The sequence below is a fragment of the Helicobacter zhangjianzhongii genome (assembly GCF_030249855.1).
Lineage (GTDB): Bacteria > Campylobacterota > Campylobacteria > Campylobacterales > Helicobacteraceae > Helicobacter_B > Helicobacter_B zhangjianzhongii.
In genome coordinates this window covers 69,253-88,169 of record NZ_JANURN010000006.1, presented here as the reverse complement: position 1 = coordinate 88,169, position 18,917 = coordinate 69,253, and the positions used below count along the sequence as shown (strand labels likewise).

At 45.0% G+C, this 18,917-nt stretch carries 18 protein-coding genes; 17 read left to right on the top strand and 1 reads right to left on the bottom strand.

Annotated features, from left to right (window positions below):
• Window positions 1-36: 36 nt before the first annotated feature.
• From flgE to hisG, 14 genes are all read left to right on the top strand, one after another.
• The gene (gene flgE / locus NYG90_RS07300) at window positions 37-2,187 is read left to right on the top strand and encodes a flagellar hook protein FlgE (RefSeq protein WP_285257275.1); all 2,151 of its coding nucleotides are present in this window, start codon (window positions 37-39) and stop codon (window positions 2,185-2,187) included.
• A gap of 178 nt (window positions 2,188-2,365) precedes the next feature.
• Window positions 2,366-3,949: an inorganic phosphate transporter gene (locus NYG90_RS07295; RefSeq protein ID WP_115011765.1), complete on the top strand. Its 1,584-nt coding sequence runs from the start codon at window positions 2,366-2,368 to the stop codon at window positions 3,947-3,949.
• A gap of 65 nt (window positions 3,950-4,014) precedes the next feature.
• The gene (locus NYG90_RS07290) at window positions 4,015-5,322 is read left to right on the top strand and encodes a hemolysin family protein (RefSeq protein ID WP_181814293.1); all 1,308 of its coding nucleotides are present in this window, start codon (window positions 4,015-4,017) and stop codon (window positions 5,320-5,322) included.
• Between the two features lie 74 nt (window positions 5,323-5,396).
• Complete coding sequence (locus tag NYG90_RS07285) at window positions 5,397-6,089, top strand: 5-formyltetrahydrofolate cyclo-ligase (RefSeq protein WP_285257276.1); 693 nt, start codon at window positions 5,397-5,399, stop codon at window positions 6,087-6,089.
• Window positions 5,998-7,572, top strand: a complete 1,575-nt coding sequence (rny, locus tag NYG90_RS07280; RefSeq protein ID WP_115011762.1) for a ribonuclease Y — start codon at window positions 5,998-6,000, stop codon at window positions 7,570-7,572. The genes NYG90_RS07285 and rny overlap by 92 nt, the downstream gene beginning before the upstream one ends.
• A 25-nt stretch (window positions 7,573-7,597) precedes the next feature.
• Window positions 7,598-8,317: a peroxiredoxin family protein gene (locus NYG90_RS07275; protein WP_285257277.1), complete on the top strand. Its 720-nt coding sequence runs from the start codon at window positions 7,598-7,600 to the stop codon at window positions 8,315-8,317.
• Between the two features lie 8 nt (window positions 8,318-8,325).
• Window positions 8,326-9,198, top strand: coding sequence for a signal recognition particle-docking protein FtsY (gene ftsY / locus NYG90_RS07270; RefSeq protein ID WP_285257278.1), 873 nt, complete (start codon window positions 8,326-8,328; stop codon window positions 9,196-9,198).
• Window positions 9,198-10,622, top strand: a complete 1,425-nt coding sequence (gene radA / locus NYG90_RS07265) for a DNA repair protein RadA (RefSeq protein WP_285264892.1) — start codon at window positions 9,198-9,200, stop codon at window positions 10,620-10,622. The genes ftsY and radA overlap by 1 nt, the downstream gene beginning before the upstream one ends.
• A 55-nt stretch (window positions 10,623-10,677) precedes the next feature.
• Window positions 10,678-11,157, top strand: coding sequence for a transcription elongation factor GreA (greA, locus tag NYG90_RS07260; protein ID WP_115011758.1), 480 nt, complete (start codon window positions 10,678-10,680; stop codon window positions 11,155-11,157).
• Window positions 11,158-11,180: 23 nt separating this feature from the next.
• On the top strand, window positions 11,181-11,630 hold the full coding sequence (dut, locus tag NYG90_RS07255; protein WP_115011757.1) for a dUTP diphosphatase: 450 nt from the start codon (window positions 11,181-11,183) through the stop codon (window positions 11,628-11,630).
• 32 nt (window positions 11,631-11,662) lie between these two features.
• A complete protein-coding gene (locus NYG90_RS07250) occupies window positions 11,663-12,403 on the top strand; it encodes a hypothetical protein (RefSeq protein WP_285257280.1) in 741 nt (246 codons plus the stop codon).
• Window positions 12,400-13,533, top strand: a complete 1,134-nt coding sequence (locus NYG90_RS07245; protein ID WP_285257281.1) for a hypothetical protein — start codon at window positions 12,400-12,402, stop codon at window positions 13,531-13,533. The genes NYG90_RS07250 and NYG90_RS07245 overlap by 4 nt, the downstream gene beginning before the upstream one ends.
• Window positions 13,533-14,213: a type III pantothenate kinase gene (locus NYG90_RS07240; protein ID WP_115011754.1), complete on the top strand. Its 681-nt coding sequence runs from the start codon at window positions 13,533-13,535 to the stop codon at window positions 14,211-14,213. Before NYG90_RS07245 ends, NYG90_RS07240 begins: the two co-directional genes overlap by 1 nt.
• Window positions 14,210-14,836: an ATP phosphoribosyltransferase gene (gene hisG, locus NYG90_RS07235; protein WP_285257282.1), complete on the top strand. Its 627-nt coding sequence runs from the start codon at window positions 14,210-14,212 to the stop codon at window positions 14,834-14,836. Before NYG90_RS07240 ends, hisG begins: the two co-directional genes overlap by 4 nt.
• Before the next feature lie 232 nt (window positions 14,837-15,068).
• Here the strand turns inward: hisG and NYG90_RS07230 are convergent, their stop codons facing one another.
• Window positions 15,069-16,241, bottom strand: a complete 1,173-nt coding sequence (locus NYG90_RS07230; RefSeq protein ID WP_115011752.1) for a CapA family protein — start codon at window positions 16,239-16,241, stop codon at window positions 15,069-15,071.
• Window positions 16,242-16,243: 2 nt separating this feature from the next.
• Between NYG90_RS07230 and NYG90_RS07225 the strand changes: the two genes are divergently transcribed.
• The 3 genes from NYG90_RS07225 to tsf all read left to right on the top strand — a co-directional run bounded on the left by NYG90_RS07225 (window position 16,244) and on the right by tsf (window position 18,656).
• Entirely contained in the window at window positions 16,244-16,480 is a 237-nt protein-coding gene (locus NYG90_RS07225; RefSeq protein WP_285257283.1) for a hypothetical protein, read from the top strand.
• Window positions 16,481-16,787: 307 nt separating this feature from the next.
• The gene (gene rpsB, locus NYG90_RS07220; protein WP_285257284.1) at window positions 16,788-17,567 is read left to right on the top strand and encodes a 30S ribosomal protein S2; all 780 of its coding nucleotides are present in this window, start codon (window positions 16,788-16,790) and stop codon (window positions 17,565-17,567) included.
• Between the two features lie 24 nt (window positions 17,568-17,591).
• A complete protein-coding gene (tsf, locus tag NYG90_RS07215; protein ID WP_285257285.1) occupies window positions 17,592-18,656 on the top strand; it encodes a translation elongation factor Ts in 1,065 nt (354 codons plus the stop codon).
• Window positions 18,657-18,917: the final 261 nt, after the last annotated feature.

Sequence of the window (18,917 nt, the reverse complement as noted above, 5' to 3'; positions counted from 1 at the left end):
CTTAGATCTTAGGCAAATTCACCACAAAGGACGACAATGCTACGATCACTATGGTCAGGTGTAAGCGGTATGCAGGCGCATCAAATCGCGCTAGATATTGAGAGCAATAACATTGCCAATGTCAATACGGTTGGGTTCAAATACTCTCGCGCATCATTTGTCGATATGCTTTCTCAAACAAAGCTTATCGCCACTGCCCCTTATAAAACAGGGCTTGGAGGGCAAAATGACTTCTCTGTGGGGCTAGGAGTTGGGATTAACGCCACGACAAAGGTATTCTCCCAAGGAAGCACGCAAAACACCGATGTCAAAACCGATATGGCAATTGAGGGGGAAGGCTTTTTTGTCATCTCGCCAGATAAGGGCATTACGCTTAATTATACGCGTGATGGGAGCTTTCTCTTTGATGCAGATGGCAATCTTGTAACAACAGGCGGCTATGTCGTGCAAGGCTGGCTCAAAGATGACTTGAAAAATGCCTCAAAAATGAGTGAGCAGGAGTTCTACCACATCGATAGCACAGGACCTATCCGCAATATCCAAATTGATCCCAATATGGTAATGCCTGCGCGATCTTCGACAAATATCAAGCTCCGCGCCAATCTCAACGCCGGGCGACACACTGACCAAAATGCCAATATCTACGCGCTAGATTCTACGACCAAAACGCCTGCTGATGGGATCAATCCTTTGTATGATTCCGCTGGGAATCTCACACAAATGCAAGAAGATATGGGCGCGCTTTTCAACCAAGATGGCGATGCCTTTGGGCTTACAGAAAATCAAGGAATATGGGTAAGCTACAAAAATGCGCAAATGATCAATAGTGTAGTCCCTACTAAAGAAAACAGCTCTATCACTATCAATGGTGCGAAAGTGTCTTTCTCTAATGACTCTGCGATGAGTGGGATCTCCACGCTTGTCGCCGCGCAAAATGCAATCAACGGCGTGCGTGATAAAACAGGTATAGAAGCCTATATGGAAGGCAAGCTTTTAAAGCTTGTCAATCGCAATGAAATGGATGGCGATGAAAAGACCAAAAATATCATCATCACCAAAGGTGGCACCGGCGCGTTTGAAAACTTTGTAGAAGGGGATTCTGACATCACTTCCTTCCGCTATCGCTACACCAAATCCGAGTCCCCAGACTCATCAACAGGGCAGTTTAGGACCACAGAGGAGCTTCGCAGACTCTTGCAATATGATGCAAATATGATCAAAGACCCAGATAAGGAGTATAACGACTCCACTGCATCAGTATCTGTAACGATCAATAAGTTTGGTATGTTTGAAATGCTAAACCAAGATAATGGCGATGAAGAAGTGCAAAATATGTCAATTTTTGTCGCTTCTTATGGCTCAGATCAAGTCTCTACAAATGTGCTTTTTAGAAATACTATGCGCGGACTTAATACTGCTTCGCTACTAGAGGGTGGGGCTTCTGTATCCACCACGCGCCTAAGCCACGCCACACACACCACGACAATCGAGCTTTTTGACTCGCTAGGCTCTAAACACACAATCCGCTTTGAGTTTGTCAAAACAGGCTCTGCGGAGTGGAGTTTTAGGGCGATTGTGCCAGAGCCTTCTGTCATCTATGGAGCTTCTGCTACGCGTCCAAATATCTTTGAGGGTGGGCGACTGCGCTTTAATAGCGACGGAAGTCTAGCAGGTATGAATCCCCCTATTTTGCAGTTTGACCCCAAAAATGGCTCTATCGCACCACAGCGACTAAGCTTGTCCTTTGGCTCCACAGGGGGCTTTGGCGGACTTACAAGCGTAGATAAGCAGTCGGAAACCTATGCCATTGAGCAAGATGGCTATGGCGCAGGGGATTTGGTGGATATACGCTTTGACTCGGTGGGATCACTGCTAGGCTCATTTAGCAACGGACGCACGCTAGCCCTAGCCCAAGTCGCCCTAGCAAATTTCGCCAACAACACCGGGCTTCAAGCAGAAGGTGGCAATGTCTTTTCATCAACAGGGAACTCTGGGCAAGCGATGATCGGCGCGGCAAATACCGGTCGCCGTGGCGGTGTCTCTGGTTCTAAGCTTGAGATGAGTAATGTGGATTTAAGCCGCTCGCTCACACAGCTTATTGTCGTGCAGCGTGGATTCCAGGCAAACTCCAAAGCCGTTACCACCTCTGATCAGATTCTAAACACACTTCTCAATCTTAAGCAGTAATGTTGCTTGGTAGGTGTTCAAACATCACACCTACCACAAAAATTTCTATAATTGCTTTATAGATTCTATGGTGTTACCTTTTTGTAACACCCACCAAAAATCTCACATATTTTATTCTACTTTATGATGCGTTTTACTACGCTAGTTACTAGTTTGCTTAGGGGTTAAGGAGAGCGCAATGGATATTAAGGATATAAAAAAGCTTCAGCAAGGTGTCAATACCCAAGACAATCAAATCGATCGTATCAAAATTGGTGCAGTTGTGTTATTTATGGTGGCTATCGCGCTCATTGCCATAAATTTTGGTGGAGGCTCACAGCCGATGCTACTAGCATTTGCCACACTTGTGGGGGGCTATATGGCGATGAGCATTGGCGCAAACGATGTGGCTAATAATGTCGGTCCTGCTGTGGGATCGCAAGCCATCACGCTCGCTGGGGCGATCATTATCGCTGCTATTTGCGAGGCAAGTGGGGCGATTTTGGCAGGCGGCGATGTTGTTAATACCATCAAATCTGGCATTATTGATCCTAAAAATATCAGTGATTCTCAGGTGTTTTTGTTTGTTATGCTTGCTACCTTGATTGCCGGAGCGATATGGGTGCATCTTGCCACTATTTTACGCGCACCTGTATCAACCACGCATTCCATTGTCGGCGGCGTGCTAGGAGCTGGGATCGCTGCTGGTGGATTTGGCGTGGCAAATTGGTGGGTGCTTGGGACAATCGCTTCAAGCTGGGTGCTCTCCCCTGTGCTTGGCGGGATCATCGCTGTGCTATTTCTACTTTTTATCAAGCGCACGATCACCTACAAACAAGACAAAAAAGAAGCCGCTAGAAAGATTGTGCCGATTTTGATTTTTGTGATGGTGTGGGCGTTTGGCATCTATCTTATGCTAAAAGGCTTTTCTAAGCTTTACTCCTTTAGCGCGTGGCAGGCAATCGGCATAGCATTTGTGATTGCTGTGGTGAGCTATTTTATTACCACGCCTATTATCCGCAAAAAAGCCGCCTTACTTGAAAACACAAAAGAATCGATCAATACTCTCTTTACTGTGCCATTGATCTTTTCAGCAGCATTGCTGAGCTTCGCGCACGGCGCAAATGATGTCGCCAATGCCATAGGACCACTTGCTGCCATCCATCAAGCCCTATCAGAATCCCTAGAATCCGGTGGGATAGCCAAAGCAAATGTGCCGTTTTGGATTATGTTTGTAGGGGGTGTTGGGATTTCGCTTGGACTTGGACTTTATGGACCAAGGCTTATCCGCACAGTGGGGAGCGAGATCACAGAGCTTGATCGAATGAGAGCATTTTGTATCGCTATGAGTGCTGCACTAACGGTGTTGCTTGCAAGTGCGCTTGGGCTTCCTGTTAGCTCGACACACATTGCCATCGGTGCTGTCATTGGAGTGGGCTTTTTACGCGAATACATTAAGGGCAGATATTTTGAAATGTGTGAGCAAATCATCAAAGCCCACAAGGGCAAAGATCAAAAGACTATCGAGACCTTTTTAAGAAACTTTGCAAAAGCCAATGTCAAGCAAAAAAGCGCGATGCTAGAGCTCCTAAAAGACAAGGCTCAAGGCGATGATTTTTATCTCAATAAAAAAGAGAAAAAAGAGTTGAAAAAATTCTATAAGCACGAGCTAGTCAAGCGCAGTGAGATCAATCGCATTATCGCATCTTGGATCATTACCGTGCCTGCTTCTGGCGTGCTTGGGGCATTGGCATTTTTCATCATTCAAAAAGTTTTAGGATAAATGTGCTATACTCCTAGCCTTTATTTTCAAGGAGTCAAATTTTGGACCCATATCACTCGGTTATAATGCTACTTCTTGCATTATTTTTCGTTTTACTCAATGCCTTTTTTGTTGTCGCAGAATTTGCGATTGTCAAGGTGCGCCGCTCCAAGCTTGAAGAATTATCCAAGACAAACAACACCGCTAAACTAACTCTCTCTATTACCAAACGGCTAGATTCTTACCTAAGTGCCACGCAGCTTGGGATCACACTAAGCTCCCTTGCTCTAGGGTGGATTGGGGAGCCAGCACTTGCCAAACTTGTGGCAATTCCTTTTGAGAGTTTCTTACCACAGGATTCTTTGATTATCCATACAATTAGCATTGTCATTGCCTTTACACTTATCACGCTTTTTCATGTGGTGCTAGGCGAGATTGTCCCAAAATCTATCGCCATTGCCAAGACGGAAAAATCCGCCCTGCTCATCTCCTATCCTCTTTACTATTTTTCTATCGTTTTCTACCCTATCATCGTGCTATTTGATAAACTTGCTAATTTTGTCTTGCGTCGCATAGGTATCCAGCCAGCAAGCGAAGAAGAAAACGCCCACTCCGAAGAAGAGCTAAAAATCATTGTAGGCGAGAGCTTGAAAGGCGGCTTTATCGACTCCTTAGAAGGCGAGATTATCAAAAATGCCGTGGATTTTTCTGAGACAATTGCTAAAGAGATTATGACACCGCGCAAAGATATGGTATGTCTTTATGCTGATAAAAGCTATGAAGAAAATCTCTCTGTCGTTACACAGACTAATTTCACGCGCTATCCTTACTGCAATGGCAACAAAGACAATATCATTGGAATGATTCACATACGAGATTTGCTTATAAGTGGCATTAGCCAGCATCATACGCACACACCGCAGCCTATCAATTTTGAGCAAATTATCCGCAAGATGATCATTGTCCCAGAGACCGCACGCATTGTAGAGATTCTAAAATCTATGAACAAAGAGCAGATCCATACGGCGTTGATTATCGATGAGTATGGTGGGACCGCAGGGCTTTTGACAATGGAAGATATTATCGAAGAAGTGATGGGTGATATTACCGATGAGCACGATTGCAAAAATCAAGACTTCATACAAATCAGCCCTGATACTTATGAGATTGATGGAATGCTCGATTTAGAGAGTGTAGAAGAGCTTATGGGTGCGGAGTTTGCAGAGGAATTTGAGCAAGTAACTGTTGGTGGCTATGTCTTTAGCCTACTAGGAAGACTGCCAGAAGTGGGTGATGTCGTGCAAAATGGCGGGATAGAATTTAGCGTTTTGGCGATGGATGGTGCAAGAATCAAGCGACTAAAAGCCCATAAAATCACGCAAAAAGATCAATAGCATAAGGTATATCCATAAATTCTAAAGATTCTAGCCAGCTTCTCACAAAGACAAGCCACACTCGAGCAAATCGCTTGCCACAAGCCACGATCTACCCCTTGTCGGCACACAAATCTAAGTCCTTTGACTCTAAAGCCAGACTTCGTGCATTTGCTAAAGCAGCCCCACTAACGCGCAATCGCTATGCTAGCAGGGCATTATGCGCCTACCTAGAATCCATTATCACAAAGCACAATTTTAAGCGCATTGCACTCTTTTATCCCCTGCCACACGAGCCAAATATCCTCCCCCTACTAAAAAAGCTAAAAAAGCACAAAACCAGACAAGTTTTTCTCCCAACTATGCAAGGTCTTAAGGTAAAAATGCTACCATACCGCTTGCCGTTAGTGCGGAATTATTTGGGGATTTTTGAGCCAAAAGTATCATATCAGCATTCTTATAAGGTTGATTTTGTGCTAATACCAGCCCTTGGGATTGATATGGCATTTGGTCGTATCGGTATGGGGAAGGGTATTTATGATAGATCTTTTAGCGCACGATCTATCGCGCCTTATAGGGTGTTTGTAAGCCAGAATCTCCACATATCCAGCACGCGCATAACGCAAGAATTTGACATCAACGCACATCAATATATCAGCTATACATTGCAAATGAAAAATATAAAGGGTTTTTATAATGTGGTGGATTCTTCTCATAGGATTTCTAGGATTCGGGCTTCTTGTAGGATTAAGCGTTTATCTAGCGTGCAAAAAGTTTTTCGCTCTTGATGCGACACATCTACTTGAACAAGCCAAAGCAAAAGCGCAAGCCATCGAGCTAGAAGCACAAAATCTCCTACACAAAAAGCAACTTGAGCTAAAAGATATGCAACTCTCCTTAGAGCAAAGCCATAAAGAAAAAGAGCGCGCACTGCAAGAGTCCTACACACACAAGCTCCACGCCCTAGAGCGCAAAGAGCAAAATCTCCAAGACAAGCTCCAGTGCGAGCAATCCGCCATCGAGCAAAGCAAAGCCCACATAAAAAGCGAGCGGCACGAGCTTCTTATGCAAAAAGAAGAGAATCAAAAAATCAAAAAGCAATATCTTAGCCTTATTGATGAGCTCAATAAAACCCTAAGCCACTACACAGGGCTGACCAAAGAAGAAGCCAAAAATATCTTGCTAGACAACCTAGAAAGCGAGCTGATTGATGAAAAAGCCCACCTTATCCGCCGCTATGAGAAAGAAGCCAAAGATCAAGCCCAAAAAACAGCCAATCACATTCTAGCCCTTGCGACTTCTCGCTATGCTGGGGAGTTTGCAGCAGAGCGACTCATCAATGTCCTAACACTCCCAGATGATGAGATGAAGGGCAGGATCATCGGCAAAGAGGGGCGCAATATCAAAACACTAGAGATGATAAGCGGAGTTGATGTGATCATCGATGACACGCCAGCGACCATTATCCTAAGTAGCTTCAATCTCTACCGCCGAGCCATCGCCCTAAAGACACTCAATATCCTTATTGAAGATGGCAGAATCCACCCTGCTAGGATCGAAGAAGTCTATGCGCGAGTGGAAGAGCAAATGGAGCAAGATATCCTTGATGAAGGCAATAATGTCTTAGTTGATTTGGGGGTTGATTTTGTGCATCCAGAGATTACCAAGCTTATCGGCAAGCTCCGTTATCGCGCAAGCTATGGGCAAAATGCGTTAGGGCATTCTATCCAGACTGCTAAATTAGCAGGCATCATCGCTAGTCAGCTTGGAGGCGATGAAAAGCTAGCAAAACGCGCAGGATTGCTGCACGACATCGGCAAAGCCTTGACAATCGATCAGGGTGGTGGAAATCATGTAATCCTTGGTGCAGAGATTTGCAAGCGTTACAAGGAGCATCCTGTGGTGATTAACGCCATTATGTCTCACCACGGCAATGAAGCATTTGAGAGCGTAGAGGCAGCAGCAGTATGTGCAGCTGATACACTCTCAGCCGCACGCCCTGGGGCTAGGCGCGATGTCTTAGAGAGCTTTTTAACAAGAATGCAAGATTTAGAAAAAATCGCCCAAGATAAGCTAGGCGTGAAGCAAGCCTATGCGATTAACGCTGGGCGAGAGCTGCGCGTGATCGTGCGTGCGGATATTATAAGTGATTCTCAAAGCATCGTGCTTGCTAGAGAGATCGCCCAAGAAATCCAATCCACCCTAAACTATCCCGGTGATGTGAAAGTCAGCGTGATACGCGAAGTGCGTGCGGTAGAGTTTGCACATTGATTGAAATTGATTGTAAGGAGTAACTATGTCTTTCATACAACGGATTCTAGCGGTTTGTAGCCTATGTCTATATGCCTTGCTTATTACAAATTGCAGCAGCGATGGCACAAAACAAAGCTTTGAGCATAGCTTCCAAGCCGATGACTCTAGCTCCTATGCTATCACTCTTAATGATGAGAGCATACTTCTTAAACGCAATGGTAGCAAGGTGGATTCTGTGGTGCTGCTAGTGTTCTTAGCAGATGAATGCCAAGCGTGTCAGGGGTATTATGAGCATTTAAACCACCTCCAAGCAAATCAAGCCAATCTACAAATCCTAGGTATCTTTGGGCAAACCTCCAAAGACCTCCAAACGCTCAAAAAAGACTTAGGCATAGATTTTACACTCTTGCAAGATACTTCAAAGACCCCCTTGCTAGACAATCTCCTAGCGCAAAAGCAAGCGCGTGCAAATGCCCTACTGGCAGCACAAAACCAAGAATCTAATAGTGCAGATATGGATTCTAGCGATAACGCCGCCACTGCGTCATCGCAAGCCGACAATGGCGGAATCCATAGTGAAAAAGGTGAAAAAGTGGATTCTAGCAGCACTGACCCAAGCTCCCAAAGCCTAGAATCCACGCCATTAAAGCCTGATCTGCCCTATTTCGTGCTATATGATGATAAGCAGCATTTCTACCAAGATTATGAAGGTATCGTGCCAGAAGAGATCTTTTCTAGCGATATTGCACAGCTTGCTAACTAGGATCTACAATGCTCTCCTACCTTGCTAAAACCGCCCAAAATCTCGCCTCTATCTTCACGGACAAAGGCGACACAATCGACAAAGACACGCTTGAAGAGCTACTCATAGAAGCAGATATAGACTATGATCTAGTCGAACTTCTCCTTGCCAATCTCCCCAAGCACATCAAACGCGCCCAGCTACAAGAGCAGCTCTATGGGCTTTTTGCAGATTCTACAAAAGCCCCACTAGAATCCACTTTTGACACCTCTCCGCAAATCACCCTTGTGATCGGCGTAAATGGCGCGGGCAAGACCACCACCATAGCCAAGCTTGCCTACCACTATTTACAGCAAGGGCAAAGTGTGCTGCTAGGAGCTGGCGATACTTTCCGTGCAGCAGCCATAGAGCAGCTACAACTTTGGGCTTCAAAGCTACAAATCCCCATTATCGCCACTCAACAAGGCAGCGATCCTAGTGCGCTGGCTTTTGACACTATCCAAGCCGGGCTTGCGAGAAAAGCACAGCATATCATCATCGATACTGCGGGGCGATTGCACAATCAAACCAATCTCCAAAAAGAGCTAGAAAAAATCGACCGCACCTGCATAAAAGCCGCGCCAAATGCCAATGTGCGCAAAGTCCTAATCCTTGATGGCACGCAAGGCTCATCTGCCCTAGCCCAAGCCAAAATCTTTAGCCAAAGTGTGCAGATACAAGGCATTATCGTAACTAAGCTTGATGGCACAAGCAAGGGCGGGGCTATCCTTAGTATTTCACATTTTTTGCAAATCCCTATACTCTATCTTGGCACAGGAGAAAAACAAGGCGATTTAGTGCCGTTTGACAAAGAAGCATATATCCAAAATCTCCTTGATTGCTTTTTCACAAGTGGGGCATAATGGCGAAAAAATCAGCCCTTTTTGAATGCCAGCATTGCGGCTATACCACGGCAAAATGGCTAGGCAAATGCCCAGAGTGCAATAGCTGGGATAGCTTGCTAGAGCTTACAGATACGCAAAAGCAGATTCTACGGCAAGATAGCACACCAGAATCCACTCCGTGTGCTATCACACAAGTCGCCATTGATGAGCATAGCTTTTTTAGCTCCTATCAAGAAGAGCTAGACATCGTGCTAGGTGGGGGGATCGTGCCAGGTGGGCTATATCTCATCGGTGGAAATCCGGGCGTTGGTAAATCAACCTTGCTACTAAAAGTCGCTGGCTCTCTAGCACAAAATGGGCAAAGCGTGCTGTATGTAAGCGGCGAAGAAAGTGCCGGGCAAATCCGCTTGCGTGCGCAGCGACTAGGGGCGTTAAGCGAGCGATTGTTTCTACTCAATGAGATCAATCTCTCTATTATCAAGCACGCCATAGTGAATGCCCCGCAGGTGGATTCTCCAAAAGTGGATTCTAGGGTGGATTGGGATTTTCAATCCACTCGCAATGACGATAAAAAAGTGGATTCTACTCCTTATCGCTTGTGTATTATTGACTCTATCCAGACAATCTATGCCCCAGAGATCTCTTCTGCTCCGGGGTCTGTGAGCCAAGTTCGCGAGATCACATTTGAGCTTATGCGCCTAGCCAAAGAGCAGAATATCGCCATAATGATTATCGGGCATATCACTAAAGATGGCTCAATCGCTGGTCCTAGAATCCTAGAGCATATGGTGGATTGCGTGCTGTATTTTGAAGGCGATCCAAGCAAAGAGCTTAGAATCTTGCGTGGGTTTAAAAACCGCTTTGGCACGACAAGTGAGATAGGGATTTTTGAGATGAGTCAAGATGGCTTAAATAGTGCCAAAAATGCTTCAAAGCTCTTCTTCCAAAAGCGCGTAAGCACCATAGGCAGTGCGGTGAGTGTCGTGCTAGAGGGCTCACGCGCCTTAGTGATAGAGATCCAAGCCCTAGTGAGTGAAAGCTATGGGAATCCACGCAGGCAGAGCACGGGCTTTGAGCTAAATCGCTTAAATATGCTCCTAGCCCTGCTAGAGCGCAAATTAGAGCTACCTTTAGGGCGATATGATGTGTTTATCAATATCACCGGTGGGATTAAAATCAGCGAGCCAAGCGCGGATTTATGCGTGCTTGCGTGCATTATCTCAAGCTTCCGCAATCGCGCGCTTAATGCCAGCACGGCTTTCATCGGTGAAGTCTCCCTTGTAGGCGACATACGAGAAGTAAGCAATATTGACATTAGACTAAAAGAGCTTGCAAGCTATGGCTTTGATAAGGTCATAGTAGCCAAAAAGCCCAAAGCCGCTCCAAGCGGTATCAAATGCTTTGAAGCCGATGAAGTGAGCAAGATCCTAGAGTGGATGTAGCAAGCAATGCTGTTTAAGGATTTTTGGTATTATTGCGGCTTTGCAGGAGTGAGAAATGGAACCTATCAGTCAATATGGCTATGAGAAGCTAACCAAAGAACTAAAACAGCTCAAAGAAATCGAGCGACCAAAGATCATCAAAGAAATCGACACTGCTAGAGAGCACGGGGATTTGAAAGAAAATGCCGAATACCACGCGGCAAAAGAAAGGCAACTTTTCATTGATGCTAGGATCAAAGATCTAAGCACTATGCTTACAAACGCCCAAGTCATTGATCCTTCTACTTTGCCACACGATAAAGTAAGCTTTGGCAGCACGATTGAAATCATTGATTTAGATACACAAAAGCCTTATACCTATACCATTGTAGGGAGCATTGAGAGTGATACAGCAAGGGGGCTTATCTCCTATGGCTCTCCTATAGCTAAGGCTCTTCTTGGCAAAGAGGTGGGCGATGAAGTAGCGATCAATCTGCCCCGTGGGGAGTGTGAATTTGAAATTATGAAAATCCACTACAAACCAATTGTATTTTAATCGCATCTAGGCAAGGATACACAATGCAACCACATCTTAAAGTGCAAAAGCTCCACCCACAAGCCATAATCCCCGCCTACCAAAGCACCGGCGCTTCTGGCTTTGACTTCCACGCCCTAGAATCCACTTTTATCCCAGCGGGCGATATTGGCGTAGTGCGCACAGGGCTTGCTATGGAGATAGACCAAGGGCTAGAGCTACAAATCCGCCCTCGTAGTGGGCTTGCGCTCAAGCATAAAATCTCTGTGCTAAACACACCCGGCACGGTTGATAGCGACTATCGCGGAGAAATTATGGTGATTTTAATCAATCACGGCAAAGAGGATTTTACTATCAATCAAGGCGATAGAATCGCACAGGGCGTAATCGCGCCAATCGTGCAAGTGGCATTTGAAGAAGTAGCCACACTTGCGCAAACTGCGCGTGGGGATAAGGGCTTTGGCTCTAGCGGTATTGCCAAAGATAAAAGCTAGCCCCCAGAATCCAAAACTCCAAAGGACCATATATGCCAGATAACAAAAACCAGCAAATCCTAAATGCCATCAAACAAGAATTTAAGCAAGATGAAAAAATGCTAGAAAATGCCTTTAAACTCGAGCGACTTGTGAAAAAATACAAATATTGGCTCATCGCTTTAGCAGTGATCTTGCTACTATGGCTTGGGTATCGCACTATCTACAACGCTATGCAAGAAAGCCGTGCGCAAAAAATTAGCGCGCTCTATGATGAATTTTTGCAAAATCCTAACAACGAGCTTTTACAAACACAGCTAAAAGAGCAGGCAAGAGAGCTCTATGATCTCTACCAACTCTCCCATAGAGATTCTACCCACGATACGCAAGCGACCCAATCAGCCCTAGAAGAGCTTGCGACCTCTGCAAACCCACTTGTCCAGCAGCTTGCTAGCTATGATCTAGCTAGCCTAACGCGCAAAGATCTTGACAAGATCGGCGGTGATCTGGCGGATTTAGCGATAATCCAGCGCGCTTATTTGCTCTTGCAAAATGAGAGCATTCAAGAAGCACGCACACTGCTTGATACGATCAAAGTGGATTCTACTCTCTATGGACTTGCTGCACAAATGAAGCACTATGGCATCATCAAGCACCCGCTAGCCGATACTCTCACAATCAAAGAAGTGCAAAATCCAAACCCCCAGAATCCAAACTCCACAGATAATCACAATAACACCAAGCTAGATTCTACACAAGTGGATTCTACAAAAAACACAGGGGCTAGCAAATGAGCCGCCAGCTTAGATGGCACACTCTATGCAAACACACAATGCTTTGGGGCTATATCTGCCTTGCTGCCCTTATCCTAGCTGCTTGTGGGAGCAAGAAATACTACACCCCAGCCCAAGTGCAAGGCACAATTATTTTTGATCGCTCATTTTCTGCTCCCATTGCTACTAGCAATCGCTATGGCGCAGAGCTAAAAGATGGCTCACTTATCACACAAGATGGCATTATCCCCTATAATGCTAAAATCCCCAAAAAATCGCGATTCCTTGGAGAGTCGGGCGGATATTATATCTTTGCCAAAGGTTGCGAGAGTGTCTATCTTATACGCACAAGCGTGCTTGATGAGCAAGCCTTTAGCAACCAAACTTGCTCTATCAAAGAGCAAAATACCGCTTGTGCTGAAGATGAGCTAGAGATCCCCACAACTATGTGCGCGCTTAGTGCTAGTATCAAAGGCAATCTCCTAGCTCTCATCGGTAGCGATAATTCTATGAGTATTATTGATCTAAACTCCCCAAAAAAAGAGCAAAAATTCTCGCAAAAAGGCTCTTCTGTGCTAGCTGTGAATGAGCTAATTGCCGCGCCACTTTTCCTAGAATCCCTTGTTATATTCCCCACGCTTGATGGGCGGCTGCTGATTGTAAGCACCAAAAGCTTCACGCCAGAGCGCAATATCATCATCTCTAGTGAAAAATTTTTCAATAATGTGATCTTTCTCTATGGTGATGAGACAAGGATCTTTGCAGCCACACCCAAAAAGCTCATAAGTATCGTATCTGGGCAGGAGTTTAGCTACAATGAATCTATCAAAGATGTGCTCTTTTATAAAGGCTATCTCTATGCACTCACCCTAGATGGTATGCTAGCCCAGCTTGACCACACTCTGCGCCCTGTCAATACACAGAAATTCGACTATGCAAAGCTAGAGGGCATAGCTATGGCAAATGACACACTCTATACCTTTGAGACACACGGAGGCTATGTGATAGCCGTGCAGCTATCAAACTTTGCGCATAAAATCTATAAAACCCAAGATACCTTTGGCAAAACGCCGCCTAATAAGCTTAATTTCTACAGCAAGGGTGTGTTTTACTACAACAAATACTACTACGACTTTGAGAGACTGCCTTAATGCTGCTTTGTGATATTGGCAATACGCATTTTCACTTTTGGGATAATGGCAAAATCTCCCATATCCTGCCAAAATCCTTGCATAAAAATATGTTCAATCAAGAAATCTACTACATAAGTGTCAATGCCCAGCACGAAAAGCTGCTGAATAAAACTTTCAAAACAACTTATGACCTAGAATCCATAATCCACCTCCCCACGCAATACAAAGGCTTAGGCGTGGATAGAAAAGCGGCGTGCTTGTGCGTTAGCGATGGGGTGGTAGTCGATGTGGGCAGTGCTATTACCGTTGATGTGATGAGTGGTGGCAAGCACCAAGGCGGCTATATTCTCCCGGGGTTTAATGAATTTATCAATGCCTATGCCAGAATCTCCCCAGCTCTGCAAGGGCATATCAACTTTGGGCTAGAGCCAAGTGCTTTGCCCAATACCACCAAAGATGCTATCGGCTATGGTGTCATCAAAAGCACTATTTTGACCATACAAAACACCATAGGAAGTAAAAAGGCGTATTTCACCGGAGGTGATGGCAAATATCTCGCAAAATTCTTCGCCCAAGCCATCTATGATGAAACGCTTGTGTTTCGAGGTATGCGCATATCTATCGAGCAAGCCCTACAAAAACGGCGCAAGCAGCAAGGCATACAAGAAAAACAAGGGCAAAACAAGGAGCAAGAATGATCAAAATAGCACTCCCCAAAGGTCGCATAGCAAAAGATACTCTGCGTGTGTTCTCCCAGATTTTTGGCGAAGAATTTGCATTTGATGATAGAAAGCTCATTTTGCAAAAGGGGGAATTTTGCTTTATGCTTGTGCGCTCTCAAGATGTGGCGACTTATGTCTATCATCAAGCAGCAGATATTGGTGTCGTGGGGCTTGATGTCTTGCAAGAGCAGCCCTGCAAGGTCTTGCGCTTATTTGACTTGGGGATTGGAAAGTGTCGCGTGATCGTTGGCGAGCATAGAGACACGCCCATTGACTATCTCCAGCCAAAGATCAAAATCGCTACAAAAATGCCCCATATCACGCTCAATCACTTTTCACAAAAGGCTATCCCCATAGAAATCATCAAGCTCTATGGATCCATTGAGCTAGCTCCGCTTGTAGGGCTAGCAGATGGGATAGTAGATATTGTAGAGACAGGCGATACAATGCGCCAAAACAATCTCATCGAAGTAGAAACGATCCTCCACTCAAGCGCGCATTTAATCGCTAATACCAATAGCTTTTATGCCAAAAAGACACAGATCCTAGCTCTTTGCTCTAAGCTTGAGCAATGTTTGGATTCTAGCACGCAAGGCTGATTGATAGATGGAGCTAATTGTATAAAGGCTGATTGATACATAAGAGTATGCTTACACTATGCTTGTATGCACACATTTTGCCCCAACCCCTATGAAGATCCTGCTAGCAAGCGATGCTTTAAGGCTTTATAGGATGTGATTTATAGGACAATGGCAGGATAGCAACACTTAAAGACTATATCTAAGGACTTGCTAGAAAGCGGGTATTGCTTCTACTAGAATCCACTTAAGCCTAGGTGTGATACAGCACATATTTGAGATATAGCTCTTGGACAAATCTATGTGTAGGGATATTGATATTATGCAGCAGCAATGCCCATCTTGACTCAAGATGCCGATGTGGGAAAAATAAGCTTTTAACAAAAAGCTTACTATTAGTAAGCCAGCTATTATCCCTACTAGGCAGCAAAAAGACATATTCATAATACTTCATATACTGCGGATACACCTGCGTGATGATCTCTATAATAGCCCTTTTATACGCGCATTCATCGTGCAGCACTGCATTAAGACTCTCCATACTCACACAAAGCCCACTAGAATCCACAATCCCCACGCTATCCCCCACCTGCTGGGAGAACACCAGCTCATAGCTTGCGATTTTACCGCTACAAAATTGCAGCACCACACTTAGCCCTTGTAGCTCTAGCGGATCGGTGATTGGGCGATTATAGGAGAAAAAGAAATTCCCCAAGCTATAAAAAATCCTAGCTTCTCGCCCATCTTTTGTGTGATAGTCCTCATAGCCTTGGATAATGTGGGGATGATGGGCGATAATGCAATCTGCCCCCATATCACAAAACATCTTGTAAAGCTCTCTAAATTGCGGTAGCGGCTGGGCGACATTCTCCAGCCCAGCGTGGATCACAGCAATCACCACATCAACGGCTTTTTTCAATGTCTGCAAATGCGCGATAAACCCCCAGCCAAAGCAGTCTTCATACCCATACTCCGCGCCCAAAAACGCGCTGCTAGAATCCAGTGTGCCAAACTGCGATTCTGCGGCATTCACTATGGCTATTTTTGTATCATTGATCGTGTAAAACAGCGTGGGATTTTGCGGATATTTTTTTGTTTTGACACCCGTATAGACAGCTTTGGATTCTAGGATTTGCTCTATGCTTGCATCTATGCCAGCCTCGCCATAATCTGCGATATGGTTGTTTGCTAGCATAAAGCCATTAAAGCCAGCTGCAACTAAATTGCTAATTGTCTCATCGTGTGTATATAGCGATGGTCCGGCTTTAAGCGTTTGGGTTACCCCCCCCCCCCCCGTTTTTGGCAAGATCGGGGCTTCTAGGTTGCAAAAGCTAATATTGCTTCTAAGCTTTTCTTGCAACGCCCTATCGATACTAATGCCGCCATTCATCGCCACTACATCGCCACAGAATAGTAGTCCTTGCATATATGCTCCTTATACAAAAAGTGGATTCTAGGGATTCAGCTTGTGGGCTAGAATCGTGGATTCTGCGGCGGAGACTTGCTCATTATCGCCTAGATAAATCCCTTCGCCTCCGCCTTGAAAACAAGGGACACCGCTCGGCGCAAGCCGATGTTTCTTTAGAAAACCACAATTCTAGCACCACAATCTTAGAATCCCAAAACAACAATAAAAAACACCCACAGCCCCACCGCAATCCTTAGAATCATTATGATACAAAACGATTGTAAAGTGGATTCTAACATAAGCTATGTCTGCACTAGAATCCACTTTTTGCAAACAGGCGCGCTTAGGATACACCGCAGCTTCGAATAAAGTGCGCAAATCCAAATTTAAGACAGAAATTATAAAAGCTTAGCTACAATCGCGCCTGTCCTTTGTCAATCCTAAAGTCCTTTGGACTAGGATCACAAAGATAAGTGCTAAAAATTCACACACGCCAATCCTTTTTGTGTTGCAGAGATTCTGTATAAGGGCGTGGAGGACAAACCAAACTACAAGGAGACCATTATGGTAACGATGAAAGACCTACTTGAATGCGGCGTGCATTTTGGACATCAAACAAGACGCTGGAATCCAAAAATGAAGCCATTTATCTTTGGTGTGCGTAAAAATATCCACATCATTGATCTGCAAAAGACAATCCGCTACTTCCGCTACACTTATAATATCGTGCGTGATGCTGCTGCTGAGGGCAAGACGATTTTGTTTGTCGGCACCAAAAAGCAAGCAAGCGAGACGATTAAAGAATACGCTGAAAAAATCGGCGTGCCTTATGTCAATTACCGATGGCTAGGTGGTATGCTTACCAACTTTAGCACAATCAAACGCTCCGTGCGCAAGCTAGAAATCATTGAAGAAATGGAAGCAAGCGGGCAGATTGACTTACTCACCAAAAAAGAAAAGCTTATGCTTTTGCGCAAAAAAGACAAGCTTACACAATACCTTGGCGGTGTGCGACATTTGAAAAAAGTCCCGGATATGCTCTTTGTCATCGATGTGGTGAAAGAAAAAATCGCAGTCGCTGAAGCTAGAAGACTTGGGATCCCCGTAGTCGCACCACTTGATACCAACTGCGACCCTGATAAGGTGGATTACCCAGTGCCGGGCAATGATGATGCGATCCGCTCTATCCAGCTTTTTTGCAAAGAGATTGCCGAGGCGATCACTGAAGGACGCGAGATGAATGGCGGAGAAGCAGAGGAAGAGGCACAAGGATCTACACAAGAGCCAGCAAGTGAAGCAGAGAAGCAAGCGGTGATTGATGAAGCTATGCAAGAGCAAGAATAATGCGCACATTATAAAGGAGAAACTATGAGTGAGATTACTGCCCAGCTTGTAAAACAACTGCGAGAAATGACTGATGCAGGTATGATGGACTGCAAGAAAGCTTTGGTAGAAGTGCAAGGAGATTTGCAAAAAGCAGTGGAGTATTTGCGCGAAAAGGGCTTAAGCAAAGCTGCTAAAAAGGCAGATAGAGTCGCGGCTGAAGGGGCGATTTCTGTTAAGGTGGCAAGCGATTTTTCCCAAGCTTGTATGATTGAGGTCAATTCTGAAACAGACTTTGTCGCCAAAAACGATGGGTTTAAAGATTTGGTAGCAAAGACTAGTGAGCTTGTATTTGCACACAATATCAGCGAAGTAAGCGCGCTAGAATCCTTGCATATAGAAAATCAAAGCTTTGATGAGTATCTAAAAACACAAATCGCCAAAATCGGCGAAAACATTGTCGTGCGCAAAACTTGCAATATCAAGGCAAATCAAGGCACAATCGTCAATGGCTATGTCCATAGCAATGGGCGCGTGGGCGTAATCATCGCCCTAAAGGGCAGCCAAGCAAACGCATCTAAGCTTGCCGAGCTTGCGCGCAATCTCTGTATGCACGCAGCGGCGATGAAGCCTGTGTATATTGATTACAGCGGCTTTAGCGCGGAGTTTTTAGAAAAAGAGCGCGTGGCGATGATTGCCGAAGTGGAGAAAGAAAACGAAGAGCTAAAGCGACTAGGCAAGCCACTTAAAAATGTCCCTAAATACATCTCTCGCGCCCAGCTCACACAATCTGTGCTAGCCGAGCAAGAGCAAATTTTAAAAGATGAGCTAAAGAAACAAGGCAAGCCAGAAGCCATTTGGGATAAGATTATCCCCGGGCAGCTAGAGCGATTTATCGCGGATAATACGCTTATCGATCAAAGGCTAACGCTCCTTGGGCAGTTTTTTGTAATGGATGATAAAAAGACCATCGCCCAGGTGCTTGCAGAAAAGTCCAAAGAGTGGAATGACACTATCGAAGTGGCAGAATATGTGCGCTTTGAGCTAGGTGAAGGGATCGAGAAAAAGGCAGAAGATTTTGCCGCGGAAGTCGCCGCACAAATGCAATAGCCTAGCAAAATGGGGGAGTAGAATCCACTTTTTGAAAAGTGGATTCTAGGATTAAACGCCAAAAGTGTAAAAAGTGGATTCTAGGGAAAACGCCCAAAACCTAGAATCCACTTTGAAAAAACTCTGTCATCGCGAGCCGATGAAGTCGGCGTGGCGATCCATAATACAATCTTAGAATCCCAAGCAGAAAAAACGCACAAAGGGTAGAATCCAATTTTGCAAAATTGGATTCTAGTATGGATTGCCAAGCACCACTCGCAA